Here is an 18,138-nt window from a genome sequence, read left to right as displayed (position 1 = left end):
GAGGCAACGTGGACGACTATGCGGGCCGGGTGCTCGCCGACCGCTACCGCCTGCCGCTGCCGCCCTCCGACGAGTACGAACTGACCGAGACCCGGGCCTTCGACACCTACAGCGGTCAGGAAGTGCTGGTCCGTCAGGTGCCGTTGCCGGAGGTCGTCGAGGCCGAGGTGCTCGACGCCGAGGGGCTGCCCGAGGGGTTCACCGCCCGTGAGCGCGGGACGCGTCGTACCCCGGCGGCCCGGACCGCCACCCGCCGGCCCTCGGACCCGGCGGTGCGGCGCGCCGTCGAGGCGGCGCAGGCTGCGGCGAGCATCCCCGATCATCCGCGGCTGGACCAGGTCTTCGACGTGTTCGCCGAGGGCGGCTCACTGTGGATCGTGAGCGAGTGGGTGGCCGCGCGTCCGCTGTCCGCGCTGCTGGCCGAGCAGCCGCTGACGCCGTACCGGGCGGCCGAGGTCGCCTCCGACGTCCTCATGGCGCTGCGTGTCCTGCACGGCCACGGCTGGGTGCACCGCAACATCACCGCCCGCACGGTCCTCGTCTGCGACGACGGCCGCGTGATGCTGACCGGCCTCGCGGTCGGCGCGGCGGAGGAGGCACTGTGCGGGTACGACCCGGTGCCGGTCCCGGACGGGCAGCAGGGCCGGGAAGGGCCGGCGGGAGCCGTCGGACCGGGCGGCGGTGCCGGTGACGGCGTCGGCACGGGTGGGCAGAGCCTGCGCGGGCAGGGGCCGGGCGGCTCCGGTGGACAGTGGCCCGGCGCAACCGGTGACCAGGGCTTCGGTGGCTCCGGTGGTCAGGGTCTCGGTGGCGACGGCGGGCGGGGCGCCGCAGGTGGCGGTGTTCCGGCCGGTGCGGTGAGCGGCCCGGCGGACGGTTCGGGACCCGTGGCGTCCCCCGATGCGGATCCCGAGGCGGCGCGGCGGGCCGCGATCCAGGCGCGGGCGGCCGGTGGGCTGCCGGTGCCGGGCGCGAACGGGGCTTCGGGTGGAGCCACCGTCCCGGGACCTGCGGGCCGAGGGGCCCTGGAGAGCGGCGACGACATCCGTGCCGCGCGGGCCGGGGCCATCGCCGCCTACCGTGCGGGAGCCCGGGCCGCAGCCCGAGTGCAGGAAACCCAGCAGAACGGCCGCGCCGCCCTGCCCGGAGCCCGCCCGCCCGCCGAGGGCGAGGCCACGGACAACGGCACGGTGCAGCCGCCGTACTCCTCCGGTCAGGCCGCCTCGCCGCCCGGCCGTATCGCCGACCCCTACGGGGTGCACGGCTCCGCCTGGCACGGCGCCACACCGCGCACGGGCCCCGCAGGCACGCCGACCGCGCCGGTCTCGCCGACCGCGCCGGGCGGCGACGGACAGCGCCCCGGCCTGCCTCCCGGGGAGTGGCACCCCGCCGCAGCACCCGGCTCGGGCCGGCTGCCCGTACCCGGTCAGGGGCCTGCCGGTCAGCGGGGCGGCTCAGGTCGCGGCGCCCCCGTTTCCGGGCAGCCGGGCGCAGCATCCGGCTCCGATCACCTGCCTGTGCCCGGTCAGGGGCACGCGGGTCAGCTGCGCGGCTCAGCCCACGGCGAGCCCGTTTCCGGGCAGCCCCCCGTCCTTCCCGCAGGTGCGGGTCTCACCCCGGTCGCCAGTGGCGGCCGCTGGGACGAGCCCGGTGGCGGGGCCGTACGCCGTGGTCCCGGCACCGCGCTCGCCGCCGAGCGGGCGCGGCAGGTGCGGATGACCGTCGTGGGGCCGGTGACCGAGCGGTGGGCGCCCGAGCAGGCCGGGCCCGTGCACGAGAACTGGCAGCTGGCGGCGCCGATCGGGCCCGCCACCGACCTGTGGGCCCTCGGGGCGTTGCTGTTCCGGGCCGTGCAGGGGCACGCGCCCTACCCCGAGGAGTCCACGGCCGAGCTGGTGCAGCTGGTGTGCGCGGAGCCGCCCGCCTTCGCCGAGGAGTGCGGGCCGCTGCGCCCGGTCGTGGAGTCGCTGCTGCGCCAGGACCCCACCGACCGGCTGGACTTCGAGGAGCTGAGCGGCTGGCTGCGCTCGCTGGTGCGCTCGGCGCCCGAGCCGGACGCCGGCGCCCATGTCGTCCCCGTCCCGCCCGCCGACCCGAGGCGGCTGCCGATCGTCCGGCGCCGCGGTGAGCTGGTGCGGCGGCGGCGCGCCGGGATGCCCGCGCCCCATCCGCACGGCCGGCACAAGCGGGCCCGGGAGGAGGCGGCCCGTTCCCCGCGCAGCCTCGGCCGGACGCTGCTCCTGCTGATACTGCTCCTGCTGGCCGGGGCGGTGGCGTACGCGATGGTCTTCATGCCGAAGCAGGGGGAGAGCGGCGCGGCGGGCAGCGACCGTACCGGCAGCGCCGGGGAGGCGAGTCCCGCGCCCTCCCACACCCGGCAGCCGTCCTCCGGGCAGTCCGCGAGCGGCAGCCCCTCGGCGTCCGAGCCCGCCACCGAGACACAGACGGGCGGCGACCCCTCCGTCGCCGACGGGTTCACCCTGCGCACCGACCCGGAGGGCTTCAAGGTCGCCGTCGCCAAGGGCTGGGACCGCACGCCCAAGAACGGCAGCGGCCAGGTGGTCTACTCGCACGGGAACTTCGAGCTGCTCCTCGTACCGGGACGGGACAGTGCCTCCGCGGGCGGCAGCGATCCGATGGTCTACCAGCGGGACAAGGAACGTGAACTGCAGCCGTACCGGGACTCCAGCTGGGCCACGGCCACCGGCCTGAGAACCATCGAGGTGGGCGGACGGACCATGGCCGAGGGCCAGTTCACCTGGACCGACGGGCAGGGGCGCGACCTGTACGTGCGCAACATGGCGATCCTGCTGAACGGCCGTTACCACATCGTCCAGGTGCGGGGTCCCGAGGCCGAGCGGGACGAGGTGACGCGGCTTTACGAGCAGGCCACGGCGACGTACCGCTACACGCGTTGAGCGGCCTGTACACGGGGGCAGGGACAACCGTCACAGGACTGTCACCTTGGCACCCCGCGTGTTCCCAGCGGGCAGGCCGGTCCTTAGTCTGACCCTGTCAAGAGCATTGCGGGGCAACGTGAATCAGATGCAGGGCCTGCTGATAGCGGGCCGCTACCGGCTTGCCGAATCCATCGGGAGCGGCGGCATGGGCCGGGTGTGGCGCGCCCACGACGAGGTGCTCCACCGGACGGTGGCCGTCAAGGAGTTGACCGCCGCGCTCTACGTTTCCGAGAGCGACCGGGCCGTTCTGCTCGCCCGCACCCGGGCGGAGGCCCGCGCCGCCGCGCGTATCAACCACTCCGCCGTCGTCACCGTCCATGACGTGCTCGAACACGACGGCCGCCCGTGGATCGTGATGGAGCTGGTCGAGGGCCGCTCGCTGGCCGACGCGGTCAAGGACCGCGGCCGCCTCGACGCGCGCGAGGCCGCCCGGATCGGCCTGTGGGTGCTGCGGGCGCTGCGCGCCGCGCACTCCGCCGGCGTGCTGCACCGGGACGTCAAGCCCGGCAACGTGCTGCTCGGCCGGGACGGCCGGGTGCTGCTCACCGACTTCGGCATCGCCCAGATCGAGGGCGACACCACCATCACCCGCACCGGCGAGGTCGTCGGCTCGGTCGACTACCTCGCGCCCGAGCGGGTGCGCGGTCACGACCCCGGCCCGTCCTCGGACCTGTGGGCGCTCGGCGCCACGCTGTACACGGCGGTCGAGGGCCGCTCGCCGTTCCGCCGCACCTCGCCGCTGAGCACCATGCAGGCGGTCGTCGAGGAGGAGGCCGAGGACCTCCGCCACGCGGATGCGCTCGGCCCCGTCATCACGGCCCTGCTGCGCAAGGAGCCGGCCCAGCGGCCGAACGCGGAGGAGACGGAGCAGCTGCTCGCCGAGGCGGCGGAGGGCCGCCGGCCGAACGCCGCACAGGCGTTCGTACCGACCCAGGGCCGGGGCGTGGACACCGGCGGGTCGTACACCAGTGGGTCGTACGGCAGCGGGTCGTACGCCTCCGGGGCCGGCGCCTCGGGCCACGGCTCCGGGCCGGGTGCCACGGGGCGTTCCGTGACCGGTCCGACGGAGGTGGGCCCGCAGGGGATGGGCCCGACCACGGTGGGGCCCACGGCACCGGCTCGCCCGCGCCCCCGGCGCCGTCTGCGCACGCTCGCGCTGGTCGTCGCCGTCGCGGCCGTGCTCGGCGGCGGTGCCGCGGTGGCCTTCAGACAGTGGGACACGAAGCAGCAGGACGCCGAGACGGGCGGCGGGGCGACCCCGGCGCCCGCGACCTCGGCCAAGAGCAGCCCGGGTCCGGAGGGCGCGGTCCCCGACGGCTGGGTGCGCCAGAACGACCCGTTGGGCTTCAGCCTCCTCCTGCCCAAGGGCTGGACGCGCAAGGTGTACCAGAACGGCGGCGAGCTCAAGCAGGTCGACTACTCGCCCGACGGCGGCTTGCACTTCGTCCGCATCGCCATCGACACCAACCCGGACTTCGCCGACGCCTACCAGCACCAGAAGGACCTGGAACAGCAGCTCCAGCGGCTGATCGACTACAGGACCGTGACCATGAAGGAGAACACCTACCGCGACTGCAAGGGCTCGCTGTGGGAGTACACCTGGACCGCGCTGAAGAAGGACCCGCCCTACGTGGCCGGCCCGCGACACGCCATCGAAGAGACGTACTACTCGCGCGAGGGCGTCGAGTACGCCATCTACATGTCGACGCCCGCCGCCGACTGGGCGACGACGAGCAAGCAGTTCAAGTGGGTCCTGCAGGGCTGGCAGCCGAACGCCGGCTGAGTCCCCGAGGCTTGGCCGATGACCGCCCCGGAGGGCGTGCGGCCGGTGCGGCATGATGGGGCTCATGGGATCCGAGGGGGACGACTTCCGTGTGATCGCGGGCCGTTACCGCCTACTGGCGCGGATCGGGCGCGGCGGAATGGGCGTCGTATGGCGGGCGAGCGACGAGTTGCTGGGCCGTCAGGTGGCGGTCAAGGAGCTGGCCCCGGACGACTCCCTCACGGACGACGAGGCCCGTCGCCGCCGGGAGCGCACCTTCCGTGAGGCACGGGCGGTGGCGCAGCTGCGGCACCCGCACATCATCGTCGTGCACGACGTGGTCGAGCAGGACGAACGGCCGTACCTCGTCATGGAGCTGATCGACGGCGGCTCGCTCGCCGACCGCATCGCCACCGGCGGGCCGGTCGACGCCGCCGAGGCGGCCCGGATCGCCATCGACCTGCTGAGCGCGCTGCGCACCGCGCACGCGGCCGGGGTGCTGCACCGGGACATCAAACCGGCGAACGTGCTGATCGAGTCCGACACCGGCCGGGTCGTGCTCACCGACTTCGGCATCGCACAGGTCGCGGGTGCCACCACGCTCACCGAGACCGGCTCCTTCGTCGGCTCGCCCGAGTACACCTCCCCGGAACGGATGTCCGGCGTCCGTACCGGGCCGGAGTCCGACCTGTGGTCGGTGGGTGCGCTGCTGTGCACGGCGCTCAGCGGCGAGTCGCCGTTCCGGCGCGACTCGCTCGGCGGCATCCTGCACGCCGTCGTCGCCGCCGACATCAGGCCACCCGCCCAGGCCGAGCCGTTGCTGCCCGTCGTACTCGGCCTGCTGGAGCGCGACCCCGACCGCCGGCTGGGCGCGGCGGAAGCCGAGCAGATGCTGCGGACGTACCTGGAGACGGGCCGCACCCCGGCCGCGCCGGGCGGCACACCGGGCTCGGCCCGCACGCCCCGGACCGGGGACACGAGGGGTCGTACACCCCGGACCGGTGACACGAGAGGCCGTACATCCGAGACCGGTGGCTCCAGAAGCCGTACGCCCCGGCTCGGTGACTCCAGAAGCCGTGCGCCCGTGACCCCCTACACGCCCACCGAGCACGACGTGCCGCGCGGGCCGCTCACCCCGCCCGCGCCCACCGCCGAACAGCCCCCGGCCGCACGCCAGTCCGCGCGCGGAGTGCTGGTCGCCGCGCTGCTCGTGGCCGCGGTGGCCGGCGCGGGCGTCTCGGCGACGGCGCTGCTGCTGAACCAGGACGGCGACGGAGGAGGCGGCACCCCGAGCGGTACGGCGACCAGCCCGACGGCGCCCACCGGCAACTCCCGTTCCACCGGCAACTCCCCGTCCACCGGCGCCCCGAAGTCCCCGACACCCACCGCGAGCAGCGCACCGGCGACCGCCACCACGCACACCGCACCCTCCGGCTACCGCACCGCCCGGGACCCGGCCGGCTTCTCCCTCGCCGTGCCGGAGGACTTCACCCGCGAACGCCAGGGCGAGCGGGTCTTCTACCTCTCCCCGGGACAGACCTTCCGCCTCGGCATCAAGGTCGCCGCGCCCGAACCCGGCGGCCCCACCGCAGTGATGAACCGGTCGGCGGCCGACGGGCCCAGCACCAACCCCGGTTACCACGACGGCCGGGTCACCACGACCACGCACGCCGGACACCCCGCCGCGCTCTGGGAGTTCACCTGGAACGGCTTCAGCGCGGCGGAGGGTGCGCGCCACACCTACGACGTGTGCTGGGAGGAGGGCGGCCGGATGTACGACGTGTGGGTGTCGGCGCCGGTCGGGCAGGTCAAGGAGGCCCGGGAGTACTTCGACGTGGCCGTGGACACCTTCTCGGTCACGGGTTCGTGACCGGTTCGCGTTCCTTGTGGCTGGGACGCTCATGGCGCGATATGGATGAACCATGAGCAGTGACGGGGGAGCCGGCCGCACGGCCGACGACACGACGAGTTTTGTTCTGCAACCACCGAGCCCGAACCCGGGTCCTCGGCCTCCGGTGGTGCCCGACCAGGGCGCCGGGCGGCTGATCGCCGGGCGGTACCGGCTGCTTGCCAAGCTCGGGCACGGTGGGATGGGCACCGTGTGGCGGGCCAAGGACGAGATGGTGGACCGCGAGGTCGCCGTCAAGGAGCCGAGGATCCCGGAGCACCTTCCGGAGCGGGAACGCGCCAACGCCTTCGAGCGAATGCGCCGCGAGGCGCGCGCGGCGGCCCGGCTCGACCACCCCGCGGTGGTCGACGTGTACGACGTCGCGGTCGTCGACGACCGCCCGTGGATCGTGATGGAGCTGGTGCGCGGGCGTTCGCTGGGCGACGCGCTCCAGGAGGGCACGCTGGACGCGCGCGAGGCGGCCCGGACCGGTCTGCAGGTGCTCGGCGCGCTGGAGGCCGCGCACGCGGCGGGCGTCCTGCACCGGGACGTGAAACCGGACAACGTGCTGTTGGGCCGGTACGACCGGGTCGTCCTCACGGACTTCGGCATCGCGCAGATCGAGGGCGAAACGAACCTGACCGACACCGGCGGCTTCGTCGGCTCGCCCGAGTACATCGCGCCGGAACGGGTGCTGGGGCAGCGCCCCGGCCCGGCGAGCGACCTGTGGTCCCTGGGCGTGGTCCTCTACACGGCCACCGAGGGCGTCTCCCCGTTCCGCCGCAGCAACACCCCGGCCACCCTGCAGTCCGTCCTCAACGCCGCCCCGGCCGCGCCCGCCACCGCGCGGGGCCCGCTGGCCGAGGCCATCAACGGCCTGCTCCAGAAGGACCCCGCGCGCCGTCCGACGGCGGCGCAGGTCCGCGCCCTGCTGGAGGCGGCCGCCGACCCGCCGGCGCCGGAACCCACCCAGCAGGTCCGGGTCACCGAGCCCGCCGCCCGCTCCGCGCGGCCGGGCCGGAAGGTCTGGCTGGGCGTCGGCGCCGCCGTGGTCGCGGCCGCGACGGCCGGATACCTCGTCCTCGCCGACCCCTTCGCCGGCCCGCTCCCGGACGGCTGGACGAAGCGGGCGGCCCCCAGGCTGGGGGCCACCCTCGCCGTCCCCGCGACCTACCAGGTGGGCCGCCCGGACAAGAACGCCACCGACAAGAGCTGGGTGTCGTACACGGACTGGAGCGGCGGCATCTCGGTCGTCCTGGATCTGACCAGGAAGTCGGAGGACTCCGGCGACCAGATCAAGAGCAACGCCGTGGCCCAGATGTGGGCCGACGACGAGAAGTTCAAGAACGAGGGCGACTACGACCTCCACATGGCCAAGGGCGCGAGGACCCACCCGGGCGAGAACACCAAGTACCGCGGCAGGCAGGCCGCCACGAACACCGTCGCCTACACGACCGACGACAGCGCGAACCCGCTCCCGCGGGAGATCCAGATCTTCTACTACCGCACCAAGTCCGGCGACCTGTACCGGCTCACCATCGGCTACCCGGGCAAGGGCGACTTCACCGCCCGGGGCCGGGAGGTGGCGAAGGCGGCGATCGCGAACCTGGACCTCACGACGCCGTGAGGGCGGGCTCCGCGGCCCGGACCCGCTCCCGGTACCGCCCCGGCGTGGTCCCGAACTCCCGGCTGAACGCGTGCGAGAGGGCGTACGGGCTGCCGTAGCCGGTCTCCCGGGCCACCGTCGCCAGGGGCACGTCCGAGTCGCGCAGCCGGGTCGCCGCCATGGTCAGGCGCCACCAGGTGAGGTACGCCATCGGGGGGCGGCCGACCAGGGAGGTGAAGCGGCGGGACAGGGTGGCGCGGGAGACGCCCGCCTCCGCGGCCAGCCGGTCGGCCGTCCAGGGAGCAGCCGGATCGGAGTGCAGGGCCCGCAGCGCGGCCGTCGTCACCGGGTCGTTCAGCACCGCCGGCCACGCGCCCGTCTCCGCCCCGGCCATCCAGGCGCGGACCATGTAGATCAGCAGAAGGTCCAGCAGGCTCGGCAGGGCCAGGCAGGAGCCCGGCCGGCGCTCGTCCAGCTCCCGCGCCAACAGGTCGACGGCGGTGCGCAGTTCGGGATGGTCGCCGACCCGGTGCGGCAGGTGCACCACCTGCGGCAGCTCCGCCAGCAGCGGGTGCGTGCGACTGCGGTCGAGACGGTACTTGCCGCACAGCAGCTCGACGCCGGTGCCGGACCCGGGAAGCCGTACGTCCGTGTCCCGCACCTCCTCGAACGGCACCGCCCGCCGCACCTCGGCGGCTCCCGCCGCCCGGTCCGCCAGCACGTGTCCCGCCCCGTGCGGCAGCAGCACCACGTCCCCCGTGCCCAGGGACACCGGGTCGCCGCCCCCGTCCGGCACGAGCCGGCACGCGCCGCTCAGGACGACATGGAAGCCCGCCCCCTCGTACGGCGCGAGCCGGACGCTCCAGCTGCCGCGCACCCGCAGCCGGTTCGAGGACGGCCGGCCCGCCCGGACCGCCGAGATCGCATCGCTCACCACATCCATGAGACAACAGCGTATGAGACAACGGCGTATTCGACAGAGCCGAATGAGCATTGGGACGTTCAGTCCGGGCTCATAGGGTCATCGGTATGGCTGATGACAATGTGCAGAGCTTCAGGGTCGGCGACGTCGAGGTGCTCCGTATCGTCGAGTGGCGGGGGCCGTACGTGCCCGCCGGAGCCCTCGTCCCGGACTGCGGCCCCGAGGTGTGGAGCGCCCACGAGGAGGAACTCGTCCCCGACCACCGGGAGCCCGGTGGCGACCGTGCCGTGGTGGCGCTCCAGACCTGGGTGGTGCGCTCCGGCGGGCGCACGGTGCTGGTCGACACCGGCGTCGGCAACGGCCGTGAGCGTCCCGGCAACCCGCTCTTCCACCAACGGCAGGGGGACTTCCTGGACCGCCTGGAGCGGGCCGGGGTCCGCCCGCAGGACGTCGACGTCGTCGTCAACACACATCTGCACGGCGACCATGTCGGCTGGAACACCCGCGACGCCGACGGCGTGTGGGTACCGTCCTTCCCCGGCGCCCGGTACCTCCTGCCGGCCGCCGACGACCACCACTTCGGGCCCGAGGGCGGCTACGGAGGCGGGGTGCGCGTGGACGACCGGCTCGTCTACGAGGACAGCGTCGCGCCCGTGCACCGGGCCGGGCAGTCCGTGGTGTGGGACGGCGAGTACCGCATCGACGAGCATCTGGTCCTGGAGGCCGCCCCCGGCCACACCCCGGGATCCTCCGTGCTGCGCCTCGCCTCGCGCGGCGAGCGGGCCGTGTTCGTCGGCGACCTGCTGCACAGTCCGGTGCAGATCCTGCACCCCGAGTGCAGCAGCTGCTTCTGCCTCGACCCGCGGCAGGCGGCCGCGACCCGGCTCCGGGTGCTCGAACGCGCGGCCGACGAGGGGGCGTTGGTCGTCCCCGCGCACTTCGGTGGCGCCGGTGCCGTCGAAGTCCGCAAGGAGAAAGGGGAGTTCACCCTGAACCGGTGGGCTGCCTGACCGCCCGCTTCGACAAGGGCGTGGTGCGCACGGTACTCATGTGACATGACTGGAGACGGCGAACGCTCGCCCGACGGACAGCTGATCGGTGGGCGCTACCGGCTCCTGGAGCGCCTCGGCGCCGGTCCGTCCGGGACCGTCTGGCGGGCGCGGGACGAGCAGGACCAGCGGGACGTCGCCGTCAAGGAGCCCGTCCTGCCCGGGGATCCGGCCGACGGCGAGGAGAGCCGGCGGATCGCGCACCGCCTCCACACGGAGGCGCGCGCCGCCGCCCGGGTACGGCATCCCTCGGCCGTCACCCTGTACGACGTCGTCACCGAGGACGGACTCCCCTGGATCGTCATGGAGTTGGTCCACGGGGAGTCGCTGCGGGAGGTCGTCGGGCGCGCGCCGCTGGAGCCCGCCGAGGCCGCCCGGGTCGGGCTCGCCGTCCTCGGGGCGCTCCGGGCCGCGCATGCCGTAGGGATCGTGCACCGTGACCTCAAGCCCGCCAACGTCCTGATCGAGTCCGGCACCGGACGGGTCGTCGTCACGGACTTCGGGATCGGGGACGGGCACGCCGGAGAAGGGCCCGCCGAGTTCGTCGCGCCGGAGCGGGCGTCGGGGCGCGGTGCCGGCCCCGCCTCCGACCTGTGGTCCCTCGGGGCGCTGCTCGCCGCCGCCGTCGAGGGCGGGGACGCCGGCCCGCTCGGCCCCCTGCTGACCCGGCTGCACGCACCGGAGCCGGAGGCGCGGCCGGGTGCGGAGGAGGTCGCGGCGGTGCTGGAGGCGGCGCTGGAGGCGTGCGGGGGCGTGCTGCCCCTGGCGGAGACGACACCCGAGCCCGAGCCGGAACCCCGGCCTGAGCAGGAAGCCCGACCCGAACCGGAACCCCGGCCCGCGCGTCCCGCCCCGGTCCCCGTGTCACCTACCTCCACCCCCACCCCCACCGCTACCTCCACCCCGGACCCCCGCCGCCGCACCCCCCTCGCCGCCCTCGGTCTCCTCCTCGCGAAAAAACCCGGAGCCGAGTGATCGTCACCCCGACAACGCCCTGATCAGCACATTTGCTGCCAGTGATCACTGGCGTTGTGTGTGCACTCCGTGAATCCCCGTTACCGACGGGTACCCAAAGCCTTCGCCTCGGCATACCCTGCGCGTCATGACGGACTCGCAGGCCCCGGACATCACCGGTACCAACCCCCTCGCGCCCGCCCCCGAGGGCGCCCGCACCGCCGCCGACGTGGTCACCCCCGAACTGGTGGCCCAGCTGACCAAGGGCGTCGTCGGCTCGGGCCGTACCGCCAACCACACGCCGTTCACCGGCGAGAAGCTGGCCGACCTGCCCGAGTCCACCCCCGAGGACGTGCTCAAGGCCTTCGAGGCCGCCCGTGCCGCACAGGCGGTGTGGGAGAGGACGCCGGTACGGCAGCGGGCCGCCGTGCTGCTCCGCTTCCACGACCTGGTGCTCGAACGGCAGGCAGAGGTCCTCGACCTCATCCAGCTGGAGACCGGCAAGGCCCGCCTGCACGCGCACGAGGAGGTCCAGGCCGTCGCGGTGGCCGCCCGCCACTACGGCCGCAAGGCCCCCGCCTACCTGCGGCCCAAGCGGCACGCGGGCGCCATGCCGACCCTGACGAAGGTCACCGAACTCCGTCACCCGCGCGGCGTCGTCGGTCAGATCGCCCCCTGGAACTACCCCCTGGAGCTGTCGGTCGGCGACGCGCTGCCCGCCTTCGTCGCCGGCAACGCGGTCGTGATGAAGCCGGACACCGAGACCTGCCTCACCGCGCTCTGGGCGCGTGACCTGCTCATCGAGGCCGGACTGCCCGCCGACGTCTTCCAGGTCGTGCTCGGCGAGGGCCCGGTCGTCGGCCCGGAAGTCGTCCGGCACGCCGACTACGTCTCCTTCACCGGCTCCACCCGCACAGGGCGCGAGGTCGCGCAAGGTGCGGCGGCCCGCCTGGTCGGCGTCTCCCTCGAACTCGGCGGCAAGAACGCCATGCTGGTGCTCGACGACGCCGACATCGAGAAGGCCGCCGCCGGCGCCGTACGCGCCTGCTTCTCCTCCGCCGGTCAACTCTGCATCTCCATCGAGCGGCTGTACGTCCACGAGTCCGTCGCCGACGCCTTCCTGGAGCGCTTCGCCGCCCGCACCAGGGGCATGCGGCTCGGCAACTCCCTCGCCTACGGAGCCGACATGGGCTCGCTGGTCGGGGAACGGCAGCTGAAGACCGTCGAACGGCACGTGGAGGAGGCCGTCGCCAAGGGCGCGAAGCTGGTCGCGGGCGGTGCGGCCCGCCCGGACATCGGCCCGTACTTCTTCGAGCCGACCATCCTCGACGGCGTCGAGGACTCCATGTCCGTGTGCGAGGAGGAGACCTTCGGGCCGGTCGTGTCGATCTACCGCTTCAAGACCGACGACGAGGCGGTCGAGCGCGCCAACTCCACGCCGTACGGCCTGAACGCGTCCGTGTGGACCAGGAGCGCCCGCCGCGGCCAGGACATCGCCTCCCGGCTGCGCACCGGCACCGTCAACGTCAACGACGGCTACGCACCCGCCTACGGCAGCGTCCAGTCCCCGATGGGCGGCATGAAGGACTCCGGTCTCGGCCGCCGTCACGGCTCCGAGGGCATCCTCAAGTACACCGAGGCCCAGACGGTGGCCGAGCAGCGGCTGCTGCCGATGGCGCCGTCGCTGGGGATGGACGACGAGAAGTACGCGGCGTTCATGAGCCGCAGCCTCCGCCTCATGAAGGCGTTCCGCTTCCGCTAGAGCAAGACAACCCGTTCTCGACGAGGAGAGCACGTGTCGCAGGAGAAGTCTGTCCAGACCCGGGACGAGGACGGGTACGACTACGACGTCATCGTCGTGGGTTCGGGGTTCGGCGGCTCGGTGACCGCCCTGCGCCTGACGGAGAAGGGCTACAAGGTGGGCGTCCTGGAGGCCGGCCGCCGCTTCGCCCGCGACACCCTCCCGAAGAACTCCTGGGACCTGAAGAACTACCTGTGGGCCCCCAAGTTGGGCATGTACGGCATCCAGCGCATCCACCTGCTGGGCAACGTGATGGTGCTGGCGGGCGCCGGGGTGGGCGGCGGCTCGCTCAACTACGCCAACACCCTCTACGTACCGCCGAAGGCCTTCTTCGACGACCCGCAGTGGAAGGACATCACCGACTGGCAGGAGGAGCTGAAGCCGTACTACGACCAGGCGCAGCGCATGCTCGGCGTCCGGCTCAACCCCACCATGACCCCCTCCGACGTGCATCTGAAGGCGGCGGCACAGCGGATGGGCGTCGGCGACACCTTCCACATGGCGCCGGTCGGCGTGTTCTTCGGTGACGGCAAGGACTCCGACGGGACGGCGAAGGCGCGGCCGGGCGGGCAGGTCGACGACCCGTACTTCGGCGGGGCCGGCCCGTCCCGCAAGGCCTGCACCGAGTGCGGCGAGTGCATGACCGGCTGCCGGCACGGCGCGAAGAACACCCTGAACGAGAACTACCTGTACCTCGCCGAGAAGGCGGGCGCGGTGGTCCACCCCATGACGACGGTCGTGTCCGTCACCGACGACTCGCGGGGCGGCTACGCGGTGGCAACGCTGCCGACGAACCAGAAGAAGAAGGGCAGGGGCCGGCTCTTCACCGCGCGGCGGGTCGTGATCGCGGCCGGTACCTACGGCACCCAGACCCTGCTGCACCGCATGAAGTCCGGCGGCCAGCTGCCCTATCTCTCCGCCCGGCTCGGCGACCTGACCCGCACCAACTCCGAGGCGCTGGTCGGCGCACAGACGGACAACCGCCGCTACCGCAGGGCGACCGGAGAGGCGAGGGCCGACTTCACCCGCGGGGTCGCCATCACGTCCTCCATCCACCCCGACGAGAACACCCACATCGAGCCCGTCCGCTACGGCAAGGGCTCCAACTCGATGGGCGGCCTGTCGATCCTCCAGGTCCCCTACGCCGAGGGCTCCTCGCGCGTCCTGGCCTGGCTGGCCAACGCGGCCCGCCACCCCGTGCTGGTCGCCCGCTCCCTGTCCAACCGGCGCTGGTCGGAGCGGACCATCATCGGCCTGGTGATGCAGTCCCTGGACAACTCGCTGACGACGTACCTGAAGCCGGACGGCGTCGGCAAGGGCCTGCTCACCGCCCGGCAGGGCCACGGCGCGCCGAACCCCAAGCAGATCAAGGCCGCCTCGGAGGCAGCTTCGGCTCTCGCCACCGAGATCAACGGCTTCGCGGGCAGCAACGTCGGCGAGCTGATGGGCACCCCGCTGACCGCGCACTTCCTGGGCGGCTGCCCCATCGGCGCCTCCCCCGAGACGGGCGTGATCGACCCGTACCACCGGCTGTACGGCCACCCCGGCATCTCGGTCGTGGACGGCGCGGCGGTCTCGGCGAACCTGGGCGTCAACCCGTCGCTGACGATCACCGCGCAGGCCGAGCGGGCCATGTCGTACTGGCCGAACAAGGGCGAGGAGGATCCGCGTCCGGCGCAGGGAGCGGTGTACGAACGCCTGAAGCCGGTGGAGCCGCGCACCCCGGCGGTCCCGGCGGACGCGTTCGGCGCGCTGAAGCTGCCGTTCCTGGGGATCCCGGCGGTGCCGCCGAAGAAGTAGCCGGTGCGACCGGAAGAGCACCGAGGGACCTGCATCCCCCTCCGAACGCAGGTCCCTCGCTCTTACCGTCTTCTTGATCCGGCAGCAGGTTTGATCAGCGAGGGGCCTGAACGGTTGCGCTGCCTCACGCGATTTTTATGTGACGTGAGTCACGCGTGAGGGGCGTGTGGTGGGCGTGTGTCGGGGATGGCGAAAGGGCCCCGCGGGCTTGAGCCGCGGGGCCCTCTTTCGTCAGCACCGACGTCAGGGCGGCGCCGGTGCCTGGGAGCGGCGCCGGGGGGTTGCGCCGCCTCTCCTGTGGTCTCGACCCCGGGCGGACAGGCGGGGATGGGCAATGCCGTTGTCTGCGAGGGGACTTGGGGGCTTTCTACGCATCGTGCTGGATGAGCGAGGCATCCGCAACCGTTTGACCCGGCACTGGTGCATATTTGCAATTTTCCGCCGGTCGGCCCCGGGCGTCCCCGGAGCCGGCCGTTCTCTTGGGTGACCGGGCTGCTGTCCCCTGCCGTCCGGTCACTTCTCTGGAGCGAGGTCCCACGGCGCACGGCACGACCCGTACGCCTCATCGCTCCAGCGAGCCACGCGTGGTTCTGTCGGGCCCGCCCCTGGCTGGCACGGACACCGGGATCAACGAAGCGGTCGGCGGGCCGGTCACGCGCCGTACGGGTGAGAGCGGGACCGAACTCAGATGCGACCCCGGCACAGCTCCAGCAGCGTCATCGCGAGGCTGGTGCCCGGCTTGCCGAGGGCCTCGCGGTAGCGGCCGAGGATCTCCATCTCGCGGGAGAGGTTCACCCGCCGGCCGCCGGAGGCGATGCGGGTCTGCTGGACGACGGTGGACACGGCCATCCGCTCCTGGATGAGCCCGATGATCCGGTCGTCGAGCGCGTCGATGCGCTCGCGGGCGTCTGCGATGGTCTGGTCCGGACTGGTCGTGGCCGCGGTGCTCATGCTGGGGGCTCCTGGTGAGGTGACTGGTGGATGCCCCGGAACGACAGAACCCGGAAAACGACAGGCGCCCCGGGCCTTGTCGGCCCGGGGCGCCCTGGGAAGTCGCTTGGCGTCAGCTCAAGCAGCACGACCATGGCAGCCGGCGGGCCGGGTGCCATAGGTAAAGAAGCGGGTCGTCTGCGTGAGCATGGGGCCAGTATGCCACGGCACTCTTTCGACCGGCCGAGTCGGGTGGTGGGTGGGCATAGGCCGGGGGTCTGGGGGCGGAGCCCCCAGGAGGACGGCGATGGGTCCCGCGCCCACCCCGTTAGAATCGGTAGCAAAGACCCCCGCCCAACCGCCGGAAGGCACCCCGTGTCATCAGCGACTCCCGCTGCCGCCACCCCCGACACCGTCCTGGTCGTCGACTTCGGCGCGCAGTACGCCCAGCTCATCGCCCGCCGTGTCCGCGAGGCGCGGGTCTACAGCGAGATCGTGCCGAGCACCATGCCGGTCCAGGAGATGCTCGCCAAGAAGCCCGCGGCGATCATCCTCTCCGGCGGCCCCTCGTCCGTGTACGAGGAGGGCGCCCCCCGCCTCGGCCGCGAGCTCTTCGAGGCCGGCGTCCCCGTCTTCGGCATGTGCTACGGCTTCCAGCTCATGGCAGAGGTCCTCGGCGGCACCGTCGACAACACCGGCGCCCGCGAGTACGGCCGTACCGACCTGCACGTCTCCCGCACGTCCTCCACCCTCTTCGAGGGCACCCCGGCCGAGCAGCACGTGTGGATGTCGCACGGCGACGCCTGCTCCGCCGCCCCCGAGGGCTTCACCGTGACCGCGTCCACGGACGTCGTTCCGGTCGCCGCCTTCGAGAACGACGAGAAGAAGCTCTACGGCGTCCAGTACCACCCCGAGGTCATGCACTCCACGCACGGCCAGCAGGTGCTGGAGCACTTCCTGTACCGCGGCGCGGGTCTGACTCCGTCCTGGACCACGGGCAACGTGATCGAGGAGCAGGTCGCCGCGATCCGCGAGCAGGTCGGAGACAAGCGCGCGATCTGCGGTCTGTCCGGCGGCGTGGACTCCGCCGTCGCCGCCGCCCTCGTCGCCCGCGCCATCGGTGACCAGCTGACCTGCGTGTACGTCGACCACGGTCTGATGCGCAAGGGCGAGACCGAGCAGGTCGAGAAGGACTTCGTGGCCGCGACCGGCGTCAAGCTGGTCGTCGTCGACGCCGAGGAGCGCTTCCTCAACGCGCTCGCCGGGGTCTCGGACCCCGAGGAGAAGCGGAAGATCATCGGCCGCGAGTTCATCCGCGTCTTCGAGCAGGCGCAGGCCGAGATCATCGCCGACGAGGGCCCGGCCGTGGAGTTCCTGGTCCAGGGCACCCTGTACCCGGACGTGGTCGAGTCCGGCGGCGGCACCGGCACCGCCAACATCAAGTCGCACCACAACGTCGGCGGCCTCCCCGAGGACCTGGAGTTCAAGCTCATCGAGCCGCTCCGCAAGCTCTTCAAGGACGAGGTCCGGATGGTCGGCCAGGAGCTGGGCCTGCCGGAGGAGATCGTCCAGCGCCAGCCCTTCCCGGGCCCCGGCCTCGGCATCCGGATCGTCGGCGAGGTCACCAAGGAGCGCCTGGACCTGCTCCGGGACGCCGACGCCATCGCCCGCGAGGAGCTGACCGCGGCCGGCCTGGACCGGGACATCTGGCAGTGCCCGGTGGTCCTGCTCGCGGACGTCCGCTCGGTCGGCGTCCAGGGCGACGGCCGCACCTACGGCCACCCGATCGTCCTGCGCCCGGTCTCCTCCGAGGACGCCATGACCGCCGACTGGTCGCGTCTGCCGTACGACGTCCTCGCCCGCATCTCGACCCGGATCACCAACGAGGTCCGGGACGTCAACCGGGTCGTCCTCGACGTGACGTCGAAGCCGCCGGGCACCATCGAGTGGGAGTAGTCCCCCTCCTGAGGATCACGTCCGCTTGAGAGCGCGCACCGGCTCTCCGGGCTTCCAGACCTGGGTGACCAGGTACTTCTCGTCCTCGACGTAGGTCCGTACGACCTCCGTCAGCTCGGTGCGGAAGAGGTGGAACGGCTGCGGCGGTTCCACCTCTTCGACGTATGCCGCCTTGGCCGCGCCGTCCACGACCTCGAACGCCCGGCCGCTGATCCGGATGTCCCCGCCGCCCATGCCGGTGCCGTCGCCCGGATTCGCCTGGAGCGCGAAGCGTGGGTCGCGCAGCAGGTCGAGGGCCTTCAGGGAGCGCGGCATCATGCCGAGCCACAGCTCTCCGCCCAGGAAGCGGACCTCCAGGCCGGACGTGCGGGGGGACCCGTCCCTGCGCAGGGACGCGAGGACGTGGTGCCGGTAGGCGCCGAAGCGCTCCTCGGTGATCTTCGACAGTTCGGGTGCGGCGGTGGTGAAGGCTGCCCAGTTCATACGTGCCAGTCTCACCGGCAAACCGGA

12 protein-coding genes are annotated in these 18,138 nt (G+C 72.9%); 9 read left to right on the top strand and 3 right to left on the bottom strand.

The features are described 5' to 3' along the window. Nucleotides 1–8: 8 nt before the first annotated feature. From ACFYZZ_RS39055 to ACFYZZ_RS39040, 4 genes are all read left to right on the top strand, one after another. Nucleotides 9–2,918, top strand: coding sequence for a protein kinase (locus tag ACFYZZ_RS39055; RefSeq protein WP_389186876.1), 2,910 nt, complete (start codon nt 9–11; stop codon nt 2,916–2,918). Nucleotides 2,919–3,045: 127 nt separating this feature from the next. Next, on the top strand, nt 3,046–4,743 hold the full coding sequence (locus tag ACFYZZ_RS39050; RefSeq protein WP_389186873.1) for a serine/threonine-protein kinase: 1,698 nt from the start codon (nt 3,046–3,048) through the stop codon (nt 4,741–4,743). A gap of 64 nt (nt 4,744–4,807) precedes the next feature. Then, the gene (locus ACFYZZ_RS39045) at nt 4,808–6,592 is read left to right on the top strand and encodes a protein kinase (RefSeq protein ID WP_389186870.1); all 1,785 of its coding nucleotides are present in this window, start codon (nt 4,808–4,810) and stop codon (nt 6,590–6,592) included. 52 nt (nt 6,593–6,644) lie between these two features. Further along, nucleotides 6,645–8,237 carry a serine/threonine-protein kinase gene (locus ACFYZZ_RS39040; protein WP_389186867.1) on the top strand — a complete coding sequence of 531 codons (1,593 nt, stop codon included), beginning with the start codon at nt 6,645–6,647 and terminating at the stop codon, nt 8,235–8,237. Here ACFYZZ_RS39040 and ACFYZZ_RS39035 read toward each other — a convergent pair. Next, nucleotides 8,224–9,159: an AraC family transcriptional regulator gene (locus ACFYZZ_RS39035; RefSeq protein WP_389186864.1), complete on the bottom strand. Its 936-nt coding sequence runs from the start codon at nt 9,157–9,159 to the stop codon at nt 8,224–8,226. The two genes, ACFYZZ_RS39040 and ACFYZZ_RS39035, sit on opposite strands and share 14 nt — an antisense overlap. Before the next feature lie 86 nt (nt 9,160–9,245). Here ACFYZZ_RS39035 and ACFYZZ_RS39030 point away from each other — a divergent pair, with 86 nt between their 5' ends. From ACFYZZ_RS39030 to ACFYZZ_RS39015, 4 genes are all read left to right on the top strand, one after another. Further along, nucleotides 9,246–10,148, top strand: coding sequence for an MBL fold metallo-hydrolase (locus tag ACFYZZ_RS39030; protein ID WP_389186861.1), 903 nt, complete (start codon nt 9,246–9,248; stop codon nt 10,146–10,148). Nucleotides 10,149–10,193: 45 nt separating this feature from the next. After that, the gene (locus tag ACFYZZ_RS39025; protein WP_389186858.1) at nt 10,194–11,162 is read left to right on the top strand and encodes a serine/threonine-protein kinase; all 969 of its coding nucleotides are present in this window, start codon (nt 10,194–10,196) and stop codon (nt 11,160–11,162) included. A 127-nt stretch (nt 11,163–11,289) separates the two neighbouring features. Continuing rightward, the gene (locus ACFYZZ_RS39020; RefSeq protein ID WP_386578370.1) at nt 11,290–12,903 is read left to right on the top strand and encodes a succinic semialdehyde dehydrogenase; all 1,614 of its coding nucleotides are present in this window, start codon (nt 11,290–11,292) and stop codon (nt 12,901–12,903) included. Between the two features lie 33 nt (nt 12,904–12,936). Then, on the top strand, nt 12,937–14,742 hold the full coding sequence (locus tag ACFYZZ_RS39015) for a GMC oxidoreductase (protein ID WP_389186855.1): 1,806 nt from the start codon (nt 12,937–12,939) through the stop codon (nt 14,740–14,742). 684 nt (nt 14,743–15,426) lie between these two features. Here ACFYZZ_RS39015 and ACFYZZ_RS39010 read toward each other — a convergent pair. Next, nucleotides 15,427–15,693, bottom strand: coding sequence for a chorismate mutase (locus ACFYZZ_RS39010; protein ID WP_389186852.1), 267 nt, complete (start codon nt 15,691–15,693; stop codon nt 15,427–15,429). Between the two features lie 354 nt (nt 15,694–16,047). Between ACFYZZ_RS39010 and guaA the strand changes: the two genes are divergently transcribed. Then, on the top strand, nt 16,048–17,628 hold the full coding sequence (gene guaA, locus ACFYZZ_RS39005; RefSeq protein WP_389186850.1) for a glutamine-hydrolyzing GMP synthase: 1,581 nt from the start codon (nt 16,048–16,050) through the stop codon (nt 17,626–17,628). A 15-nt stretch (nt 17,629–17,643) separates the two neighbouring features. Here guaA and ACFYZZ_RS39000 read toward each other — a convergent pair whose 3' ends face one another. Beyond that, complete coding sequence (locus ACFYZZ_RS39000; RefSeq protein WP_389186847.1) at nt 17,644–18,111, bottom strand: pyridoxamine 5'-phosphate oxidase family protein; 468 nt, start codon at nt 18,109–18,111, stop codon at nt 17,644–17,646. Nucleotides 18,112–18,138: the final 27 nt, after the last annotated feature.

This window comes from Streptomyces sp. NPDC001816 (genome assembly GCF_042892235.1).
In the GTDB taxonomy this organism is placed as follows: domain Bacteria; phylum Actinomycetota; class Actinomycetes; order Streptomycetales; family Streptomycetaceae; genus Streptomyces.
The sequence above is the reverse complement of the archived record's forward strand: the minus strand, read 5'-3'. Positions and strand labels throughout refer to the sequence as shown.